Source organism: Pseudazoarcus sp. NS20 (genome assembly GCF_059703745.1).
In genome coordinates, this window is sequence record NZ_BAAKIY010000004.1 from 469,930 (window position 1) to 486,825 (window position 16,896).

General features: G+C 64.5%; 17 protein-coding genes. 3 read left to right on the top strand and 14 right to left on the bottom strand.

Annotation, left to right across the window (positions count from 1 at the left end; translation table 11 throughout):
* Window positions 1-24 precede the first annotated feature (24 nt).
* The 7 genes from napA to coxB form a co-directional block, all read right to left on the bottom strand.
* On the bottom strand, window positions 25-2,511 hold the full coding sequence (gene napA, locus AC6H0W_RS13955) for a nitrate reductase catalytic subunit NapA (protein ID WP_497577788.1): 2,487 nt from the start codon (window positions 2,509-2,511) through the stop codon (window positions 25-27).
* Entirely contained in the window at window positions 2,483-2,803 is a 321-nt protein-coding gene (locus tag AC6H0W_RS13960; RefSeq protein WP_497577789.1) for a chaperone NapD, read from the bottom strand. Before AC6H0W_RS13960 ends, napA begins: the two co-directional genes overlap by 29 nt.
* 11 nt (window positions 2,804-2,814) lie before the next feature.
* Window positions 2,815-2,979: a periplasmic nitrate reductase, NapE protein gene (locus tag AC6H0W_RS13965; RefSeq protein ID WP_497577790.1), complete on the bottom strand. Its 165-nt coding sequence runs from the start codon at window positions 2,977-2,979 to the stop codon at window positions 2,815-2,817.
* A gap of 240 nt (window positions 2,980-3,219) precedes the next feature.
* Complete coding sequence (locus AC6H0W_RS13970; protein ID WP_497577791.1) at window positions 3,220-4,032, bottom strand: DUF3750 domain-containing protein; 813 nt, start codon at window positions 4,030-4,032, stop codon at window positions 3,220-3,222.
* Between the two features lie 72 nt (window positions 4,033-4,104).
* Entirely contained in the window at window positions 4,105-4,455 is a 351-nt protein-coding gene (locus tag AC6H0W_RS13975; RefSeq protein ID WP_497577792.1) for a hypothetical protein, read from the bottom strand.
* Complete coding sequence (gene ctaD / locus AC6H0W_RS13980; RefSeq protein WP_497577793.1) at window positions 4,452-6,965, bottom strand: cytochrome c oxidase subunit I; 2,514 nt, start codon at window positions 6,963-6,965, stop codon at window positions 4,452-4,454. The genes AC6H0W_RS13975 and ctaD overlap by 4 nt, the downstream gene beginning before the upstream one ends.
* On the bottom strand, window positions 6,962-7,624 hold the full coding sequence (gene coxB / locus AC6H0W_RS13985) for a cytochrome c oxidase subunit II (protein ID WP_497577794.1): 663 nt from the start codon (window positions 7,622-7,624) through the stop codon (window positions 6,962-6,964). Before coxB ends, ctaD begins: the two co-directional genes overlap by 4 nt.
* Window positions 7,625-7,672: 48 nt before the next feature.
* On the opposite strand from coxB, the gene AC6H0W_RS13990 reads away from it, so the two are divergent.
* Window positions 7,673-8,137, top strand: a complete 465-nt coding sequence (locus AC6H0W_RS13990) for a DUF2231 domain-containing protein (RefSeq protein WP_497577795.1) — start codon at window positions 7,673-7,675, stop codon at window positions 8,135-8,137.
* A gap of 38 nt (window positions 8,138-8,175) precedes the next feature.
* On the opposite strand, the gene AC6H0W_RS13995 is transcribed toward AC6H0W_RS13990, so the two are convergent.
* The 3 genes from AC6H0W_RS13995 to AC6H0W_RS14005 all read right to left on the bottom strand — a co-directional run bounded on the left by AC6H0W_RS13995 (window position 8,176) and on the right by AC6H0W_RS14005 (window position 10,851).
* On the bottom strand, window positions 8,176-8,613 hold the full coding sequence (locus AC6H0W_RS13995) for a CopD family protein (RefSeq protein ID WP_497577796.1): 438 nt from the start codon (window positions 8,611-8,613) through the stop codon (window positions 8,176-8,178).
* 64 nt (window positions 8,614-8,677) lie between these two features.
* Window positions 8,678-9,760, bottom strand: a complete 1,083-nt coding sequence (locus AC6H0W_RS14000) for a tartrate dehydrogenase (protein WP_497577797.1) — start codon at window positions 9,758-9,760, stop codon at window positions 8,678-8,680.
* A gap of 212 nt (window positions 9,761-9,972) precedes the next feature.
* Window positions 9,973-10,851, bottom strand: a complete 879-nt coding sequence (locus AC6H0W_RS14005; RefSeq protein ID WP_497577798.1) for an alpha/beta fold hydrolase — start codon at window positions 10,849-10,851, stop codon at window positions 9,973-9,975.
* A gap of 122 nt (window positions 10,852-10,973) precedes the next feature.
* Here AC6H0W_RS14005 and AC6H0W_RS14010 point away from each other — a divergent pair, with 122 nt between their 5' ends.
* Complete coding sequence (locus tag AC6H0W_RS14010) at window positions 10,974-11,888, top strand: LysR family transcriptional regulator (RefSeq protein WP_497577799.1); 915 nt, start codon at window positions 10,974-10,976, stop codon at window positions 11,886-11,888.
* A 4-nt stretch (window positions 11,889-11,892) separates the two neighbouring features.
* On the opposite strand, the gene glcC is transcribed toward AC6H0W_RS14010, so the two are convergent.
* Window positions 11,893-12,675 (bottom strand): transcriptional regulator GlcC, encoded by a 783-nt coding sequence (gene glcC / locus AC6H0W_RS14015; RefSeq protein WP_497577800.1) that lies wholly within the window; start codon window positions 12,673-12,675, stop codon window positions 11,893-11,895.
* Between the two features lie 249 nt (window positions 12,676-12,924).
* Here glcC and AC6H0W_RS14020 point away from each other — a divergent pair, with 249 nt between their 5' ends.
* The gene (locus AC6H0W_RS14020) at window positions 12,925-14,625 is read left to right on the top strand and encodes an L-lactate permease (RefSeq protein WP_497577801.1); all 1,701 of its coding nucleotides are present in this window, start codon (window positions 12,925-12,927) and stop codon (window positions 14,623-14,625) included.
* A 91-nt stretch (window positions 14,626-14,716) separates the two neighbouring features.
* On the opposite strand, the gene AC6H0W_RS14025 is transcribed toward AC6H0W_RS14020, so the two are convergent.
* From AC6H0W_RS14025 to AC6H0W_RS14035, 3 genes are read right to left on the bottom strand one after another with little or no spacing between them, the layout of a single operon-like run.
* Window positions 14,717-15,064, bottom strand: coding sequence for a cupin domain-containing protein (locus AC6H0W_RS14025; protein WP_497577802.1), 348 nt, complete (start codon window positions 15,062-15,064; stop codon window positions 14,717-14,719).
* Window positions 15,061-15,756 carry a type 1 glutamine amidotransferase gene (locus AC6H0W_RS14030; protein WP_497577803.1) on the bottom strand — a complete coding sequence of 232 codons (696 nt, stop codon included), beginning with the start codon at window positions 15,754-15,756 and terminating at the stop codon, window positions 15,061-15,063. The genes AC6H0W_RS14025 and AC6H0W_RS14030 overlap by 4 nt, the downstream gene beginning before the upstream one ends.
* Window positions 15,753-16,823 carry a YihY/virulence factor BrkB family protein gene (locus AC6H0W_RS14035; RefSeq protein ID WP_497577804.1) on the bottom strand — a complete coding sequence of 357 codons (1,071 nt, stop codon included), beginning with the start codon at window positions 16,821-16,823 and terminating at the stop codon, window positions 15,753-15,755. Before AC6H0W_RS14035 ends, AC6H0W_RS14030 begins: the two co-directional genes overlap by 4 nt.
* Window positions 16,824-16,896: the final 73 nt, after the last annotated feature.

The following is a 16,896-nucleotide window of genomic DNA, read 5'->3' on the forward strand; positions in this document are numbered from 1 at the left end:
CTGGAGTGATGAATACGGCACGGGTCACACCTTGCGGATCGCCACGGCGCATTTCTTGAAGTCGGTCTGCAGTGAAATCGGGCAGGTGGCATCAAGCGTGAGCTTGTTTACCAGAATGCCCGCATCGAACCACGGCACGAATATCAGCCCGCGCGGGGGCTTGTTGCGGCCGCGCGTCTCCAGCCGGATGCGCAGGGCGCCGCGCCGCGAGGCCAATTCGACTTCGTCGCCGCGCCGCATGCCCAGGGCCCGCGCGTCCTCCGGGTGCATGAAGCACACGGCGTTCGGAAAGGCCCGATGCAGCTCGGGCACCCTTCGCGTCATCGAGCCGGAATGCCAGTGCTCGAGCACGCGGCCCGTGCATAGCCAGAACGGGAATTCCTTGTCGGGCTCTTCCGCTGCGGGCTCGTAGGGCAGGGCATAGAGCACGGCCTTGCCGTCGGGGTTGCCGTAAAAGCGCACGCCTTCGCCCGCCTTGACGTACGGGTCGTAACCCTCGCGGTAGCGCCACCGTGTTTCGCGGCCGTCGACCACCGGCCAGCGCAGACCGCGCACCTCGTGATACACGTCGAACGGCGCGAGATCATGCGCCTTGCCCCGACCGAAGCGGGCGTATTCCTCGAACAGACTTTTCTGCAGGTAGAAGCCGAATGCCTTGGCCTCGGCGTTGGCGTAGGCGGGGTCGGTCTGGGCAAGCGGAAACTGCTTGCGAACCTCGTCGCGGGCAAACAGTACGTCGTACAGTGTCTTGCCGCGATATTCCGGCGCCTTCGCGAGCAGCTCTTCGGTCCATACCTCTTCCATGCGAAAGCGCTTGGAAAACTCCACCAGTTGCCACAGGTCGGACCGCGCCTCGCCCGGGGCATCCACCAGCTGGTGCCAGAACTGAGTGCGACGTTCGGCGTTGCCGTAAGCGCCTTCCTTTTCCACCCACATCGCAGCCGGCAGCACCAGGTCGGCCGACATCGTGGTGACGGTGGGGTAGGCATCCGAGACCACCACGAAGTTGGCCGGGTTGCGATAGCCCGGGTAGGTCTCGTTGAGGATGTTGGGGGCCGCCTGCATGTTGTTGTTGCACATCACCCAATAGGCATTGAGCTCGCCGTCCTTGAGCATGCGGTCTTGCTGAACGGCGTGATAGCCAACGCGCTCGGGGATAGTGCCGGCCGGTAGCGCCCAGATCTTCTCTGCCATGGCGCGGTGTTCCGAGTTGGTTACCACCATGTCGGCGGGCAGGCGGTGGGCGAATGTGCCTACCTCGCGCGCCGTGCCACAGGCCGATGGCTGGCCGGTGAGCGAGAAGGGGCCCGAGCCGGGCTCGGAAATCTTGCCGGTCAGCAAATGGATGTTGTAGAGCAGGTGGCTGCACCACGTGCCGCGCGTGTGCTGGTTGAAGCCCATGGTGAAGAACGACATCACCTTGGTCTTCGGGTTGGCGTACAGCTCGGCGAGGCGGTCGAGACGCTCGGGCGAAATATTGGCGAGCTTGGCCACGCTCTCGCGGTCGTAGCGGCTGACGAACTTGGCGAACTCGTCGAAGCTGATGGGTTTTCCGCCCCCGGGGTTGTCGATGTGGGCGCCTTTCTGGCGCGGGTCATCCGCGCGCAGCCCGTAGCCGATGTCGCTATTGCCGAGCATGAAGCGGGTGTGACGATCCACGAACGCGCGATTCACCGCGCCCTTCTGGATGATGTAGTTGGCGATGTAGTTGAGGATCGCCAGATCGGTCTGGGGGCGGAAGGTGAGTTCCAGGTCAGCCAGGTCGTAGCAGCGGTGCTCGAACACCGACAGCACCGCGACTTTGACATGCGGCGCGGAAAGGCGGCGGTCGGTCACCCGCGTCCACAGGATGGGGTGCATCTCGGCCATGTTGGCGCCCCACAGCACGAAGGCGTCGGCCTGCTCGATGTCGTCATAGCAGCCCATGGGCTCGTCCATGCCGAAGCTGCGCATGAAGCCGGCCACCGCCGAGGCCATGCAGTGGCGCGCGTTGGGGTCGAGGTTGTTAGTGCGGAAGCCCGCCTTCATGAGCTTCGAGGCGGCGTAGCCTTCCCAAATGGTCCATTGGCCGGAGCCGAACATGCCGACGCCGCTCGGGCCTTTGTCGCGCAGTACCTTCTTGAACTGCTCTGCCATCACGTCGAAGGCGTGGTCCCACGACACCGGCTGCAATTCGCCTTGCTTGTCGTAACGCCCGTCGCGCATGCGCAGCAGCGGCTGCGTGATGCGGTCGGCGCCGTACATGATCTTCGACAGGAAGTAGCCTTTCACGCAATTGAGGCCGCGATTGACCTCGGCGTTGATGTCGCCGTGCGTGGCCACTACGCGGCCTTCCTTGACGCCGACGTTGACACCACAGCCCACGCCGCAGAAGCGACAGGGCGCCTTCGACCATTGAATGTGGGTACGCGTCGCATCGGTAACCAGTTGCGCATAGCCCGGCACCCCCGCCGCGGTGGCGGTGGCAGCGACGGCCGATTGTTTAATGAACTCGCGGCGAGTCAGTTTCATCGGCGATCTCCTCTTCCATGGCTGTGGCCGATTCGGCGTGTTGATAGACCAGCGCCGTGTCGAGGACGCCGGGAATGTCGCGGATGCGTTCGATCAGGTTGAACACGTCGCGGTCGGTGGCGCATTCGCAGACCACGATGAGTTTTCCTTCGGGGGTGACTTCATGCACTTCGGTGCCGTCCATTTCGGCAACCAGGGCTGCGATGGCAAGCGCACGGTCAGCAGGGGCGAGCACGAGCACGCCCGCAACGTGCACCTCGGCGGGTGCAGCGGAAATAGGCTGGGTGGGCATGAGTACCTTCCTCAGCCCGTGGGGAGCCGGCCGGTGAGGATCTGGAATATCCACACGGCAAAGCCGTAGCCGCCGACGATCATTACCGCCAACACGGGGGCGGTGACGACCGTCAGCAACAGAAAAGCGCGCAGCTCTTCCTTGCGAGTGGTGGGGGGGGAGGCCGGTTCAGCCATGAGAGAGTCCTCCTGTCCATGCGCATGCCCGGCCGCGAGAACGCACGGCGCATGCGCAAGAAGTATGCGTTTTGCAAGTGGGCGCCGTTGCCCGCTTGCATGCAATTTAACTCTCGTAGAACGGCAAAGTAAAGCCTTGTTATCGAAATGGGTATTAAATGCGGCCGGCTTGATATTGCTCAAGTTGCAGGCTTTGGAAAGCCGCTACGCTACAGCCGCAGAAGGGCTTGCCGCGAGGCGTTAGTCAGCGGTGGCTTGAAGCGGGACACCAATGCGGCCGAGGCCGGGGAGCTTCAACGCGGGGCGAATGAAGTCCACTCCCGCCGAGAGGCCGAGAACGTTCACCTCGACGCCTTCCTCTGGAGACAGGATGACGCCGAACAGCCCCCACAGAGAGATCTGCAGGCCCGACCCGCTCGCCGGGCGCCCGAACACGCCGCCGCCGGGCAGGTAGTCTTTGCCGATGGCGGTCGGGGGTAGCTTGAGCGACAGTTCAGGGACGGCACGCCCCAGGTACGCGATGTAGGTGTTGCTGTTCGGCCCCGGCCAGACTCGGTAAACGTCGTTGTGCGGATAGGCCAGACTGGCGGCATGCAGGCGGGCGATGAGCGCGTCCACTTCCGGGCCGCCGCGAAGGTCACGAATCAAGGTCGGTGCTGCGCCATACCAGTATCCATCGGCAATGCCCGTGGCGACGCGCACCGCTTGCCCGCCACGCATGACGGCCCATCCGGTGACTTCGAAGCGTGTCCATTCGTCGGTGTCGCTGCCTTTTGTCGCCAGCCAGCAGTGTTCGCCGAAAATGCCGCGCCAGCGATAGGCACGTGCGCAGTACGCCTGAATGCTGGCCTCCGCGTGAGGCACTGGAGGAACGATGCCTGCGCTGTCGCGTCGTGCGGTGCGCCAGTCGGTGGTTTCCGCTTCTGCGAAGGTGTGGGCCAGATAGGACAGGCCGAGAGGCGCGAAGTACACTAGCAGCACCGCGAGCAGAGCGAAGCCGGTACGGCGAGCGATGCGACGCGTACGGCCGCGAGGATTGGGTGGCTGAGTCATTCGTTGATGTGCATCGGAGAACATGCAACAGACCGGGCCGCTCGCCAGGGGTTCGCGCGGGGTGGGTCTGGCTTACAGGCAGGGGGGCAGACCGACCACCGGAAGCCCGACCACCAGCGTGGAGATGGCGGCCACCATATACATGCCGGCGCTCACCATGCACATGAAACGGCGGCGCGGTGGCTCGGGCGGTGAGTGCCGCGCCTCACGCCAGCAGCGGTTTGCCTGCAGGCTCAGCCACGCCAGCAGCAGGGCCGTGACCAACGCGATCAAGCCATTCACCCAGTTCAACGCGCCGCTCTGCTCAGGCGGCGGTGCCACCGAACACGCTACCGACAAGCCGCCGTAGATGGCGACGAACCAGACGCTCCAGACGATCAGCCCGAGCACCAGATGAATGGGGTGGTCGGCCGGGCGGATCATGCGCCTCCCCAGCCAGCCGGGAACAGTGCCACGCAAAAGAACATCGCCCAGAACACCAGCACGCTGTACGACCACCAGCGTTCGACCACCAGCGGTTCGTACGGCGCGTGCAGGCCGACGTAGCCGACGCGTACGCGCAGCGCCTGCAGCAGGGTGATTAGCACGGCGATCACCGAGTGGAACATCTGGTAGCCGAGGAATACGGCAATCACCGCGTCGTGTGCGTTCTGCGTGGGGCTCAACTGCGCGGTCAGCCCCAACCAGGCAAGTGCCAGCACATGTGCCGCGCCCAAAGCGGTGATCAGCCAGAGCTGGCCCTGCAGGCTGGCGGCGGTGCCACGTTTGAGCCCGGCGGCCACGCGCCGCATCCACAGCGTCGCCACCGTCAGCAGTGCGCCGGAGAGCAGCATGACGGGCCACGCCAAGGGCGAGTGCTCGGGCATTTCCCAGGCGGGCGACACCGTCCACAGATAGAACCAGCCGAAGATCAACGACAGGAACAGCGAACCGTTGGCCAGCAGCGTGAAGTTCATGCCCCACAGGCCGGGGCCGTCGAAGGTGTGCACATGCAGGGGTGGGTCACCCGGCCGGGTGCGTGCGTCGGGCAGGGCGGCTGGGTGGGTCCCGTTCACCCACGACCAGCGCAGCACCGTGACCAGCGCGCACAGTGCGGCCAGCGCGGCCAGCGGATAGACGCGCACCAGCAGCGATAGGCACACCACCGCGAGGAACAGCGACACGATCAGAGGCAGCCAGCTGTTCGTCGGCAGGTTGAAGGTTGCGCGCACCTTACCGCTCACGGCATCTGTGCCCAGCGTTTCACGGCGACCGTGGTCGAAGTGCGGCTGTGCGTGGCGGCCTTCGGCGATGCTGTCGGCAAGGTCCGGCGTTTGCCACAGCGGGTCGCGCTGGGTGATGGTCGGCTGGCTGGCGAAGTTGTAGGGCGGAGGCGGCTTGTTCATCGCCCATTCCAGCGTGCCGGCTTGCCACGGATTTTGTGATGCGGGTTTGCCGAAGCGGAAGTGCAGCGCCAGATCGAGCAGGATCACGGCGATGCCGATGGTCATGATGAAACCGCCGACCGACGAGATTAGGTTGGGAATGTCCCAGCCCAGCGCCGATTCGTAGGTGAACACCCGCCGCGGCATGCCGAGCAGGCCGGTCAGGTGCATGATCAGGAAGGTCAAGTTGAAACCGCCGAAGGTCAGCCAGAAACCCCAGCGCCCGAGGCTTTCGGATGGCATGCGGCCGGACAGATGGGGCAACCAGTAATACAGCCCGGCCATCAGTGGAAACAGCATGCCGCCGACCAGCACGTAATGCATGTGCGCCACGACGAAGTGGGTGTCATGCACCTGCCAGTTGAACGGCACGAGCGCCAGCATCACGCCGGTGAGGCCGCCCGCCACGAAGATCACCAGAAAACCCATGATCCACAGCATCGGCAGGCGGAACACCGGCCGCCCTGTCCATAGGGTGGCCAGCCATACGAAGACCTGGATGGCGGTAGGAATCGCCACCAGCATGCTTGCTGCCGAGAAGAAGGCCTGCGCCAGATGAGGGATGCCCACCGTGAACATGTGATGCACCCACAAGCCGAAGCTGATGAAGCCGGTGGTGATGATCGACAGCACGACCCAGCGGTAACCCACGATGGGGCGCTGCGCGAACACCGGAATCAGTGTGCTGACGATGCCTGCGGCGGGCAGGAAGATGATGTACACCTCGGGGTGGCCGAACAGCCAGAACAAGTGCTGCCACAGCACCGGATCGCCCCCGCGCGTGACGTCGAAGAACGGCAGGCCGGCGGCGCGTTCGAGTTCCAGCAGGATGCTGCCCAGGATCAGCGGCGGAAAGCCGATGACGATCATCAACGCCGTGCCGAGGATGTACCAGGCAAACAGCGGCATCTTGTCGAGCGACATGCCGGCTGTGCGGGTACGCAGGATCGACGCGGTGAGTTCAACCCCGGCCGACACCGCGGAAATCTCGACGAAGGTGATGCCGAGCAGCCAGAAGTCGGAGTTCGGGCCGGGGGAATACACGTCGCTCGACAAGGGCGTGTACATGAACCACCCGCTGTCGGGCGCTACGCCGATGAACACGCTCGAGCACAGGATCAGGCCGCCGAACAGGTAGCACCAGTAGCCCAGTGAGGTCAGTCGCGGAAACACCAGATCGCGCGCGCCGATCATCTTCGGGATGAGGTAGATCGCCACGCCTTCGAGCATGGGCACGGCGAACAGGAACATCATCACCGTGCCGTGCATGGTGAAGAGCTGGTTGTACACCTCGTGGTCGAGCAGGCGGTTGTCGGGCAGCGCGAGCTGCGCGCGCAGCAACATGGCCAGCACGCCGCCGAATATGAAGAAAGCCATGCCCGTGCCCATGAAGCGCAGGCCCAGCGTGGTGTGATTGACGACCGTCAGCGCGCGCCAGCCGCGCGGATTGGCCCATACGCGGCCCATGCCGGCATGCAGCTGTTCGCGGTCGTGGGTGATTTCGCTCATTGGCGATTTGCCTCAAGCCATTCGTCGAAGCCCTCGTCGGACAGCGCTTCGACTTCGAGTGTCATGCGTGCGTGCAGGGCGCCGCAGAATTCGGCGCATTGGCCGCGGTAGGTGCCCGGATCGTCGGCCTCCAGGCGCAGCACGTTCGTGCGGCCGGGCAGCATGTCGATCTTGCCGGCCAGGCGCGGCACCCAGAACGAATGAATCACGTCGCCGCTGTCGACGTGTACATCCACCGGCTGGCCGGCCGGGATGATCAGGCGGTTTTCCATGCGAATGCCGTGGTCGGGATAATTCACTTCAAAGCGCCACTGATGGCCGGTGACATTGATGCGCAGCGGCGGATCGCCGTTGAGCGGCAGAGGCAGCATGCGGTGCCCGGCCGTGAGGCCGAATGCCAGCAGTACGGCGATGCTCACGGTTGGTAGAATGATCCCGCCGCCGATGATCCAACGCTGCTCGATACGATGGCGGTTGGCGTCGCAGGTGCGGTGCGGACGGCGCAGCGCATGAATCCATACGCCGACTACCGCCACCAGCACCACGGTGGAAAACAGCAGCATGCCCCACCACAGATCGGCCGCCATGCGCGCAGACGGGCCGGCAGGGGACAGCGTTGAAAGCGGGCCGTCACACGCCGTCAGCAGCGGCAGGCTCATGGCCACGGGGGCTAGTCGCCCCGCAATCGATTGCCGGAGGAAGCACACATGGCGCACCCACCGCCGCCAGGCAACATCGAAAGTCGTGCCGCCATTGCCGGCCACCCGCTCCACCCGATGATGATTCACTTCCCCGTGGCCGCGCTGCTGGGCTTGATTGGCGCGGACGTGGCCTATCTGATGACCGGCGATGCCTTCTGGGCGCGTGCCGGTTTGTGGCTGGCCGGCATCGGCGCGTTCGGTGGCTGGATTGCCAGCGTTGCCGGGGCCATCGACCTGTTCACGGTGCGTCGCATTCGCCGTCTGATCACCGGCTGGTGCCACGCCATTCTGGCCGTCATGATGCTGTCGCTGGCGTCGCTGAATTGGGTGCAGCGCTTCGAAACGGCCGAGGCCGTGTATCCGTGGGGCTTGTATCTCTCTTTGCTGACCGGCGCGTTGATTGCCGTCAGCGGCTGGCTGGGCGGGCAGTTGGTGTACGAGCATGCCGTAGGTGTTGAGGTCGAGAACTGACCCTGTTTCGTCGCAAAGGCTGAAGCCATTGCCGCGCATCAGATTTCAACGGCCGGCTTGGCCAGCACCAGCCACAGCACGGCACCGATCAACGCAGCCGAAAGGGTGGTGAGCAGGGCGGCCGGCAGGGTGTGCCGGCTGGCAGGGTCACGCCCCTGACGCAGTATCAGCAAGCCGATCAGCGCATGACAGATGACCATGCCGGTTACTGCCGTGAGTTTCATCATCAGCCATACACCGAGCTGTCGATCGAGCAGGAACAGCGCGCTGCCGGTGATGATCGAAAACAATGCGGCTGGCGTGGCGACGCGCGTGAACAGCGTGCGGTTGAGCGCGATGGAGCCCACGCCGGTGTGCGCTTCGGCTTCGCGTAGCGAGCCTGATGCAACCAGCGTGGGCAGGTACAGCAAGGCGCCGCACCACACCACGAGCCCGGTGATGTGAAGCGCCAGCAGCAGGACGAGTTGGGCTGACATTGGCCGTCAGCGTACACCGCCGCCCCGCATCGGCAAAGCCGCAAAGCCCGCCGTTGCGGCCTTGTCAGGCAGCGGCCACCCGCTTGGCAATCGCTTCGCCCAGGGTTGCGGTGCTGCCCATGCCGCCAACATCTCCCGTCAGCACGGCCTTGTTGCCCTCGGCCAACTCCGTCTCTATGGCGGCGAGCACGGCCGCGCCGGCCTCTTTGTAACCAAGATGTTCGAGCATCAGCGCGCCCGACCAGATCTGCCCGATGGGGTTGGCGATGCCCCTGCCGGCAATGTCCGGCGCGCTGCCATGCACCGGCTCGAACAAGCTGGGGAATTTGCCTTCCGGGTTGATGCTGGCCGACGGCGCCACGCCGATGGTGCCGGTGCACGCCGGGCCGAGGTCGGACAGGATGTCACCGAACAGGTTGCTCGCCACCACCACGTCGAACCAGTCCGGGTGCAGCACGAAGTTGGCGCTGAGGATGTCGATGTGGAACTGGTCGGTGGCGACGTCCGGGTACTGCGTGGCCATCTCCTTCACGCGCTCGTCCCAGTACGGCATGGTGATCGAGATGCCGTTGGACTTGGTGGCGGAGGTGAGTTTCTTGCGTGGGCGGGATTGCGCCAGTTCATAGGCGTACTTCAGCACCCGATCCACGCCGATGCGGCTCATCACCGTCTGCTGGGTGACGAACTCGCGCTCGGTGCCGCCATACATGCGCCCGCCCAGGCTGGAATACTCGCCCTCGGTGTTTTCGCGCACTACATAGAAGTCGATGTCGCCGGGCTTGCGGTCTGCCAGCGGGCTCTTGATGCCCGGCAGCAGGCGCACCGGGCGCAGATTGATGTACTGATCGAACTCGCGGCGGAACTTGATCAGCGAACCCCACAGCGATACGTGATCCGGCACCTTTTCGGGCCAGCCCACCGCACCGAAGAAGATGCAGTCGAACTGCATCAGCGTGTCGAACCAGTCGTCCGGCATCATCTGGCCATGCTGCTCGTAGTAGTCGCAACTGGCGAAGTCGAACTCTGTGAATTCCAGAGCGATGCCGAAGCGCTTGGCCGCGGCCTGCAGCACACGCACGCCTTCGGGGACGACCTCCTTGCCGATGCCGTCGCCGGGGATGACTGCGATGCGGTGGGGTTTGCTCATGGTGCTCTCCGGGGTGAGGGATGGTGTTCGGGGCGGCTTCAATGGAGCGGGGCGCGAGACTTCCCGGCGGTTGGTAGGGCGTCAATAAGCGCAGCGCATTGCGCCGTATTGCTCATCCGGCGCAATGCCTTTCAGTTATTGCGCCCTACGTGATAACGAGTGCATTTTCGGCGACACGTCGAGTGCGCTGTGGAGATGGAGATTGCTGCGCCTTACCGCATGAATTCGCAGATGTGCTTCAGCAGCAGGTCCGGTGCTTCCTCCGGGATGTAATGGCCACAGGGCAGAGGGCCGCCGTCGAGTTCGGTGGTGAGCGGCGTCCATTCCTTGAGCGCGTCGAAGCAGCGCTGGATGACGCCGTGCTCGCCCCACAGCACGCGGGTGGGGCACTGGATGCGTCGGCCGGCGTCACGGTCGGCCTGCTCGTGTTCGAGGTCGATGGTGTTGGCTGCGCGGTAGTCCTCGCACAGCGAATGCGCGGCGCCGGGCAGGGCCAGGCAGCGCTGGTATTCCGCGATGGCGCCCGGGTCGAACACGTCGAGCTTGGCGTGGCGGCCACCCATGGTGCGGGTGATGTAGCCGTCGGGAGAGGCTTCGATCAGCGTCTCCGGCATCGGTGCGGGCTGGATGAGGAAAAACCAGTGGAAGTACATCGTCGCCATGCGGCGGTCGGTCTGCTCGTACATGGCCAGGGTCGGCGCGATGTCGAGCAGCATCAGCTTGCGCACCACGCCGGGGTGGTCCATCGCCAGACGGTGCGCCACACGCGCGCCGCGGTCGTGGCTACACAGGTGGAAATCGTCGAAACCGAAATGCCGCATCACGGCAATCTGGTCGGCAGCCATTTCGCGCTTGGAGTAATTGCTGTGGCCGGGCAGGCCGGCGGGCTTGGACGAGTCGCCGTAGCCGCGCAGGTCGGTGGCGATCACGGTGTAGTGCCGCGCCAGTTGTTCGGCCACGCGGTGCCAGATCACGTGCGTCTGCGGGTGCCCGTGCAGCAGCAACAGCGGCGGCCCGTCACCGCCCTTGCGGCCGTGGATGACGATGTTGTTGCCGACGTCGATATCGAAGGTTTCGAAACCGTGAAACATGCGGTGCTCCGTGAGGGCTGCGGTTGCGGCTGTGCGCCGTTTGCTTGAGATGGATAGTAGTCTTTGTTGTGATGTAGATAATCAGGCTGGCTTGCAATGCATTGTTGAAATAAAGTGCATAAATGTCTGCCGTTGATGATCTCGCCTTTTTCCAGCAACTTGCCCGCGCCGGCAGCCTGACCGGGGCTGCGCGTGAGTTGGGTTTGTCGCTGTCCGCCGTGAGCAAACGCCTGAAGCTGCTCGAAGCCCGTCTGGGCGTGCAGCTTGCTCACCGCACCACGCGCAGCCTTGCGATGACGCCCGAGGGCGAGCGCTACCTGGCACGCGGCGCGGCCATTCTGGACGATCTGGCCGAGCTTGAAGACAGCCTCAACGACCCCGCCAGCGCGCTCACCGGCCGCATCTGCGTGAACGCCACCTTCGGCTTCGGGCGGCGCCACATCGCCCCCTTGCTGTCGGAATTTGCCGCACGCCATGCGGGGCTCGAGATCCAGTTGGAACTCACCAATTTCCCGTTGAGCCTCTCGGATGCCGGCGTGGATATCGGCATCCGCATCGGCATGCCACCCGATTCGCGTGTGGTCGCACGGCCTCTGTTGGCCAACCGACGGGTGCTGTGTGCTGCGCCGAGCTATTTGCAGCGTGCAGCGCCGTTGCGCCTGCCGGAAGACCTTGTGGCGCATGAGTGCCTGATCGTGCGCGAGATCGACAGCGACTACGCGCTGTGGCGTTTTGAGCATGTCGGCGAGGGCGAGGGGAGAACCGTGCGGGTGGGCGGGCGACTGTCGAGCAATGACGGCGAGGCGGTGCATCGTCTGGCGCTGGACGGGCACGGCATCATGCTGCGCTCGTGGTGGGATGCGCACGAGGCGCTGGAGCGGGGCGATCTGGTGGAGCTGCTGCCCGAATGGCGCAATACTGGTGCCGATATTTACGCCGTATATGCCCACCGGCGCCACGTGCCTGCGCGGGTGCGTGCCTGCGTGGCGTTTTTGGTGGAAGGGATGGCTGGGCGGGTGCCGCCGCTGCCGCGTTGAGCCCTCAGTTCCAGCCTTCGAGGCGCATCGTGGCGCGCACCAGGCGCTGTTGTTCGAGCTCCAGTTCCATGATGTTCTCGCGCACGCTGTTGATGTGCTCTCGCGCCACACGCTCGGCCCGCTCGGGGCGGCGCTCCATGATGGCCTTGTAGAGCCGGTCGTGCTGACGGTCGATCACGCGCTTGCCGGCTGGGCGGTGATACAGGTTGTTCACCGAGGCCAGCACCGTGTGCAGCATCAGCTCGGACAGCGATTGCAGCGTGTGCACCAGCACCGGGTTGTGCGAGGCATCGTTGATGGCGCGGTGGAAGGCGTGGTCGGCGCGGGCGATGTCCTCCGGGGGCAGCGAGTGTTCTGCCGACTGTGCCGACACCATGTCTTCATAGTGGCGGCGAATCATCACGAAGTCGGCGGACGTGCCGCGCATGGCGGCCAGCCGCGCGGCCTCCCCTTCGAGCAGGGCACGCACTTCGAGCAGGTCATACAGCGTGCGTGGCTGCGAACCGAACAGGTGGATCAACGGGCTGCGGTCGCGCTCGGCCGACAGGCGCGCCACGAAGGAGCCCACGCCGTGCATGGTTTCAATGATGCCCACGCCGCGCAGCGCGCGCAGCCCCTCGCGCAGCGCCGAACGTGACACACCCAGCTTTTCACACAAGCGTCGCTCGGACGGCAGCGGCTGCCCGACCTTGAGTACGCCGTCGATGATCAGGCGCTCGATGCGTTCGGCGACCGCGTCGGCGACCTGGATGCGTTCGGTGCGGGGGGAATTTTCGGTGACGAGCATAGTGGTCGGACCAGTGACTTCCAAGGTGGCGATTTTAGCCCGTCATCCTAGTATTCCCGATCCTTGTGCTAGCTTTAATGAAGGCGTTCTTCACGAAGCAGTGTGAAAAACTGGTATGACCAGTGTCTGAACGCTTTGCGACCGTTGTGTGCGGTCTTAGCATCCGCGCTGCACACGTCCCGGCCGGAAGGTGGAGAAAGGTCGAGTGGCGTCAAGCAGATACGGCATCTAAATGGAGATTCCCGAACGATGAATCAGACCGTGCTTTCACTGCTGGCATTCGTGCCACTCGTTCTGGCAGGCGTGCTCCTGCTGGGTTTTCGATGGCCTGCCAAGTTCGCCATGCCGGTGGTGTATGTCACCACGGCATTGATCGGCCTCATGGTGTGGGACATGTCCTTCAACCGGGTGCTGGCCTCGACGCTGCAAGGCCTGATCCTGACTGCGGCCATCCTGTGGATCATTTTCGGCGCCATCCTGCTGCTCAATACCCTCAAGCATTCCGGTGGCATTGCCGCCATTCGGGCGGGGTTCTCCAACATCAGTCCTGACCGCCGTGTGCAAACGCTGATCGTGGTGTGGTTGTTCGGCTGCTTCATCGAGGGCGCATCGGGCTTCGGTACGCCGGCCGCCGTGGTGGCCCCGCTGCTGGTCGCGTTGGGTTTCCCGGCGCTGGCGGCGGTGGTGATGGGCATGCTGGTGCAGTCCACGCCGGTGTCCTTCGGCGCGGTGGGCACGCCGATGCTGGTGGGCGTCGGTGCTGGCCTGGACCGCGCGGGCATGACCGAGCAACTGGTCGCCGCCGGCAGTACGTGGGATGCCTTCTTCCTGGAGACGGTCGGCCGCGTGGCCATCACGCACGGTATCGTCGGCATCCTCATGCCGCTGATCATGGTCATGGTGCTGACGCGCTTCTTCGGCCGCAACCAGTCCTGGCGTGAAGGCCTGGAGGTGGCGCCGTTCGCGATCTTCACCGCCGTTTGTTTCGTCGTGCCCTACATGCTGGCCGGCGTGTTCCTCGGGCCCGAGTTCCCGTCGATGATCGGCGGCATGGTGGGTCTGGCCATCGTCGTCACGGCCGCCAAGCGTGGTTTCCTCATGCCCAAGCAGGCCTGGGACTTCGCCGATGCCAAGGACTGGCCGGTGGAGTGGATCGGCCGCATCGAGATGAAGCTGGACGAGGTGGCCGGCAAGGCGCCGATCTCCACCCTCAAGGCCTGGGCTCCGTACCTGTTGCTGGCCGTGCTGCTGGTGCTGTCGCGTACCGTGCCGGAGTTCAAAGCCGCGCTGATGTCGCTCAGCTTCGGCTGGAGCAACATCCTCGGCGAACAGGGCATCAGCGGCAGCCTTGAGCCGCTGTACCTGCCGGGCGGCATTCTTATGATGGTGGTCCTGATCACCTTCTTCCTGCACCGCATGCAGGCCGGCGAGCTGGTGAAGGCGTTCAGCGAGTCGAGCAAGACACTGTTGGGTGCAGGCTTCGTGTTGATCTTCACCATCCCCATGGTGCGCATCCTGATCAACTCGGGTGTGAATGGTGCTGATCTGGTGTCGATGCCGGTGGCGATGGCGCAGTTCGTTGCCGACAGCGTGGGCGGTGTCTATCCGTTCTTCGCGCCGTGGGTGGGTGCGCTAGGCGCCTTCATCGCCGGCTCGAACACCGTGGCCAACCTGATGCTGTCGCAGTTCCAGTTCAACACGGCTGAACTGTTGGGCGTGTCCGGCGCCATGATGGTGGCTCTGCAATCGGTGGGCGCTGCGGCCGGCAACATGATCGCCATCCACAACGTGGTGGCGGCTTCGGCCACAGTGGGTCTGCTGGGTCGTGAAGGCATCACGCTGCGCAAGACCATCCTGCCGACGCTGTACTACGTGACGGCTGCCGGCATCATCGGCTTGATCGCGATGTACGTCATCGGTGTAACCGATCCCTTGCACGCGGCGGGTTGATCGGTCTGCCGTACCGGGTGCTGCGAGGCAGCCGGTGCATGAAATCAAACGGGGCCCTGCGGGGCCCCGTTTGCATGTGTGCCAGCCGAGTTCAGGTGGCGGGTGTGTGATGCACGGCCAGCCATACGGTGGGGCCGGCGGTGCGCGCAACGCGATGGCGCACATGGGCATGCAGCGTAAGCCAATCGCCGGCGTTAAGCGTGCGCCGGCTGCCATCGTCGAATTCGATCTCCGCGCTGCCGGTGACTACCATCACCCATTCGTCCTGCGGCTGGTCGTACCAGAAACCCTCGGGGCTGGCATGTTCGAACGAGACGATGCGCTCGATGCGCAGGCCTGCGGCTTCGAACAGGTTCTGAAAATCTTCAGCGGCACCGGCCGGCGGGAGCGTTGCCAGCAGCGTGCCGTGCGGCACCTGCGCCGCCAGCGGCTCGCTCACGCCATGTCCCGCGTGACGTAGTCGAGCACTGCAGCCATCAGCGTCTGGTTGGCTGGCGCGTGCCGTGGCAGTGCGTCAAGAATTTCTTCCTCTTCCTGCACGAAGCGCTCCGGCACCAGTTCGTCGCCGCAGGCTTCGAGCAGTTCGTCCAGGCTGTCGGGCGTGGTTTCACAGTGAAACTGCAGGCCGATCACCCGTTGGCCGAGCTGAAAGGCCTGATTGCGGCAGGCTTCACTGCTGGCCAACAGCTTTGCATCAGAGGGCAGGGCGAAGGTCTCGCCGTGCCAGTGCAATACGGTGGCCTGCTCCGGGAAGCGGAAGGCATCCTCGGCGGGAACGGCTTCGATATCGAACCAGCCGATCTCGCTGTGCTCGTTGGGCCCGACCCTGGCGCCGAGCGCGCTGGCAATGAGCTGCGCGCCCAGGCAGATGCCCACAACAGCCTTGCCGGCGGCAATGCATTCGGCCAGAAAAAGCTTTTCATCCTTCAGCCACTCGTGGAACCAGTCGTCATTGACGCTCATCGGCCCGCCCATGGCGATCACCAGGTCGACCTCGGCAGGCGTTGGCAGTGCCTCGCCTGCATACAGGCGAATGGTCTGCACGCCGGCGCTGCGCGCGCTCAGCCAGTCGGCGATGCTGCCGGGGCCTTCGAAGGGGACGTGCTGCAGTACAACGGCGCGAAGACTCATCGGGTTGGTTCTTCCGGCGGAGGTTTGAGGATTGCGGGCGTATCGGCGGCGGGCGCCTCCACTTCGGGTTCCGCCGGTCGTGCGGGCGAAGCCGGGGCGCATGGCTCGGGGGGGATGTCGTCCATGTCGATGCCGACCAAGTGGCGGCGCACGCATACGGCGCTGTTGCGCGGGCGAATGGAGTGGCCGCGCGCGATGAAATACACCTTGGTGAAGGCTGCGCCGAACAGCAGGATCAGTGACGAGTAGTACACCCACATCAGAATCAGCACGACCGAGCCTGCCGCTCCGTACGTAGAAGCGGTAGCGGTATGCGTGAGGTACAACGCGATGCCGAAGCGCCCCACGGAGAACAAAGCGGCCGTGACCACGGCGCCGACGATCACGTCACGCCACGTCAGCAGCACGTCGGGCAGTACCTTGAAGATGGTGGCGAACAAAGCGGCGACCAGCGCGAAGGCGACCAGTGCTTCCATGCCGCCGAGTGCGGCGGTGACGGCCGGCATCAGGCTCTCGGCGGCCTGCAGGGCGGCCTGCAAAGCAACCCCCGCCACCAGCGACACCAGCAGGATGAAGCCGATGGCGAGCACCACCGTCAGCGACAATACCCGGCTCTTGATGTACAGCATGATGCTGTTGTACGTCGGCTTCGGGGTGACGCCCCAGATGATGTTGAGCGAATACTGCATTTGTGCGAACACCGTGGTGGCGCCGATGAACACGGCGCCGAAGCCCAGCAGCGAGGGCAGCAGTCCCGATTCGGATACCCGTGAACTGAGCACCGCCTGCTCGACTGCAGAGGCAGCGCCGGGGCCCATTACATCCTGCAGTTGCGCGACGATTTCACCCTGTGCGGCGTCGGCGCCGAACACCAGGCCGATCAGCATTACTGCAATGATCATCACCGGTGCCAGCGAGAACAGCGTGTAGAACGCCAGCGACCCGGCATAGCTGAAGGCGTTGCAGTCCAGCCAGAGCTTGCCGGAGTCGCGCACGACGCGGTACCAGAACAGAACTTCTTCGCGTGCCCGTTTGAACACGTTGCCGAGTTGATTCGAGGTGATCACGCAGGAATGCTCCGATGAGAAAGCAGGCGCCCAGTGTAGCGCGGGGCTGAATCTTTGTCGGGCGGCCACGCGC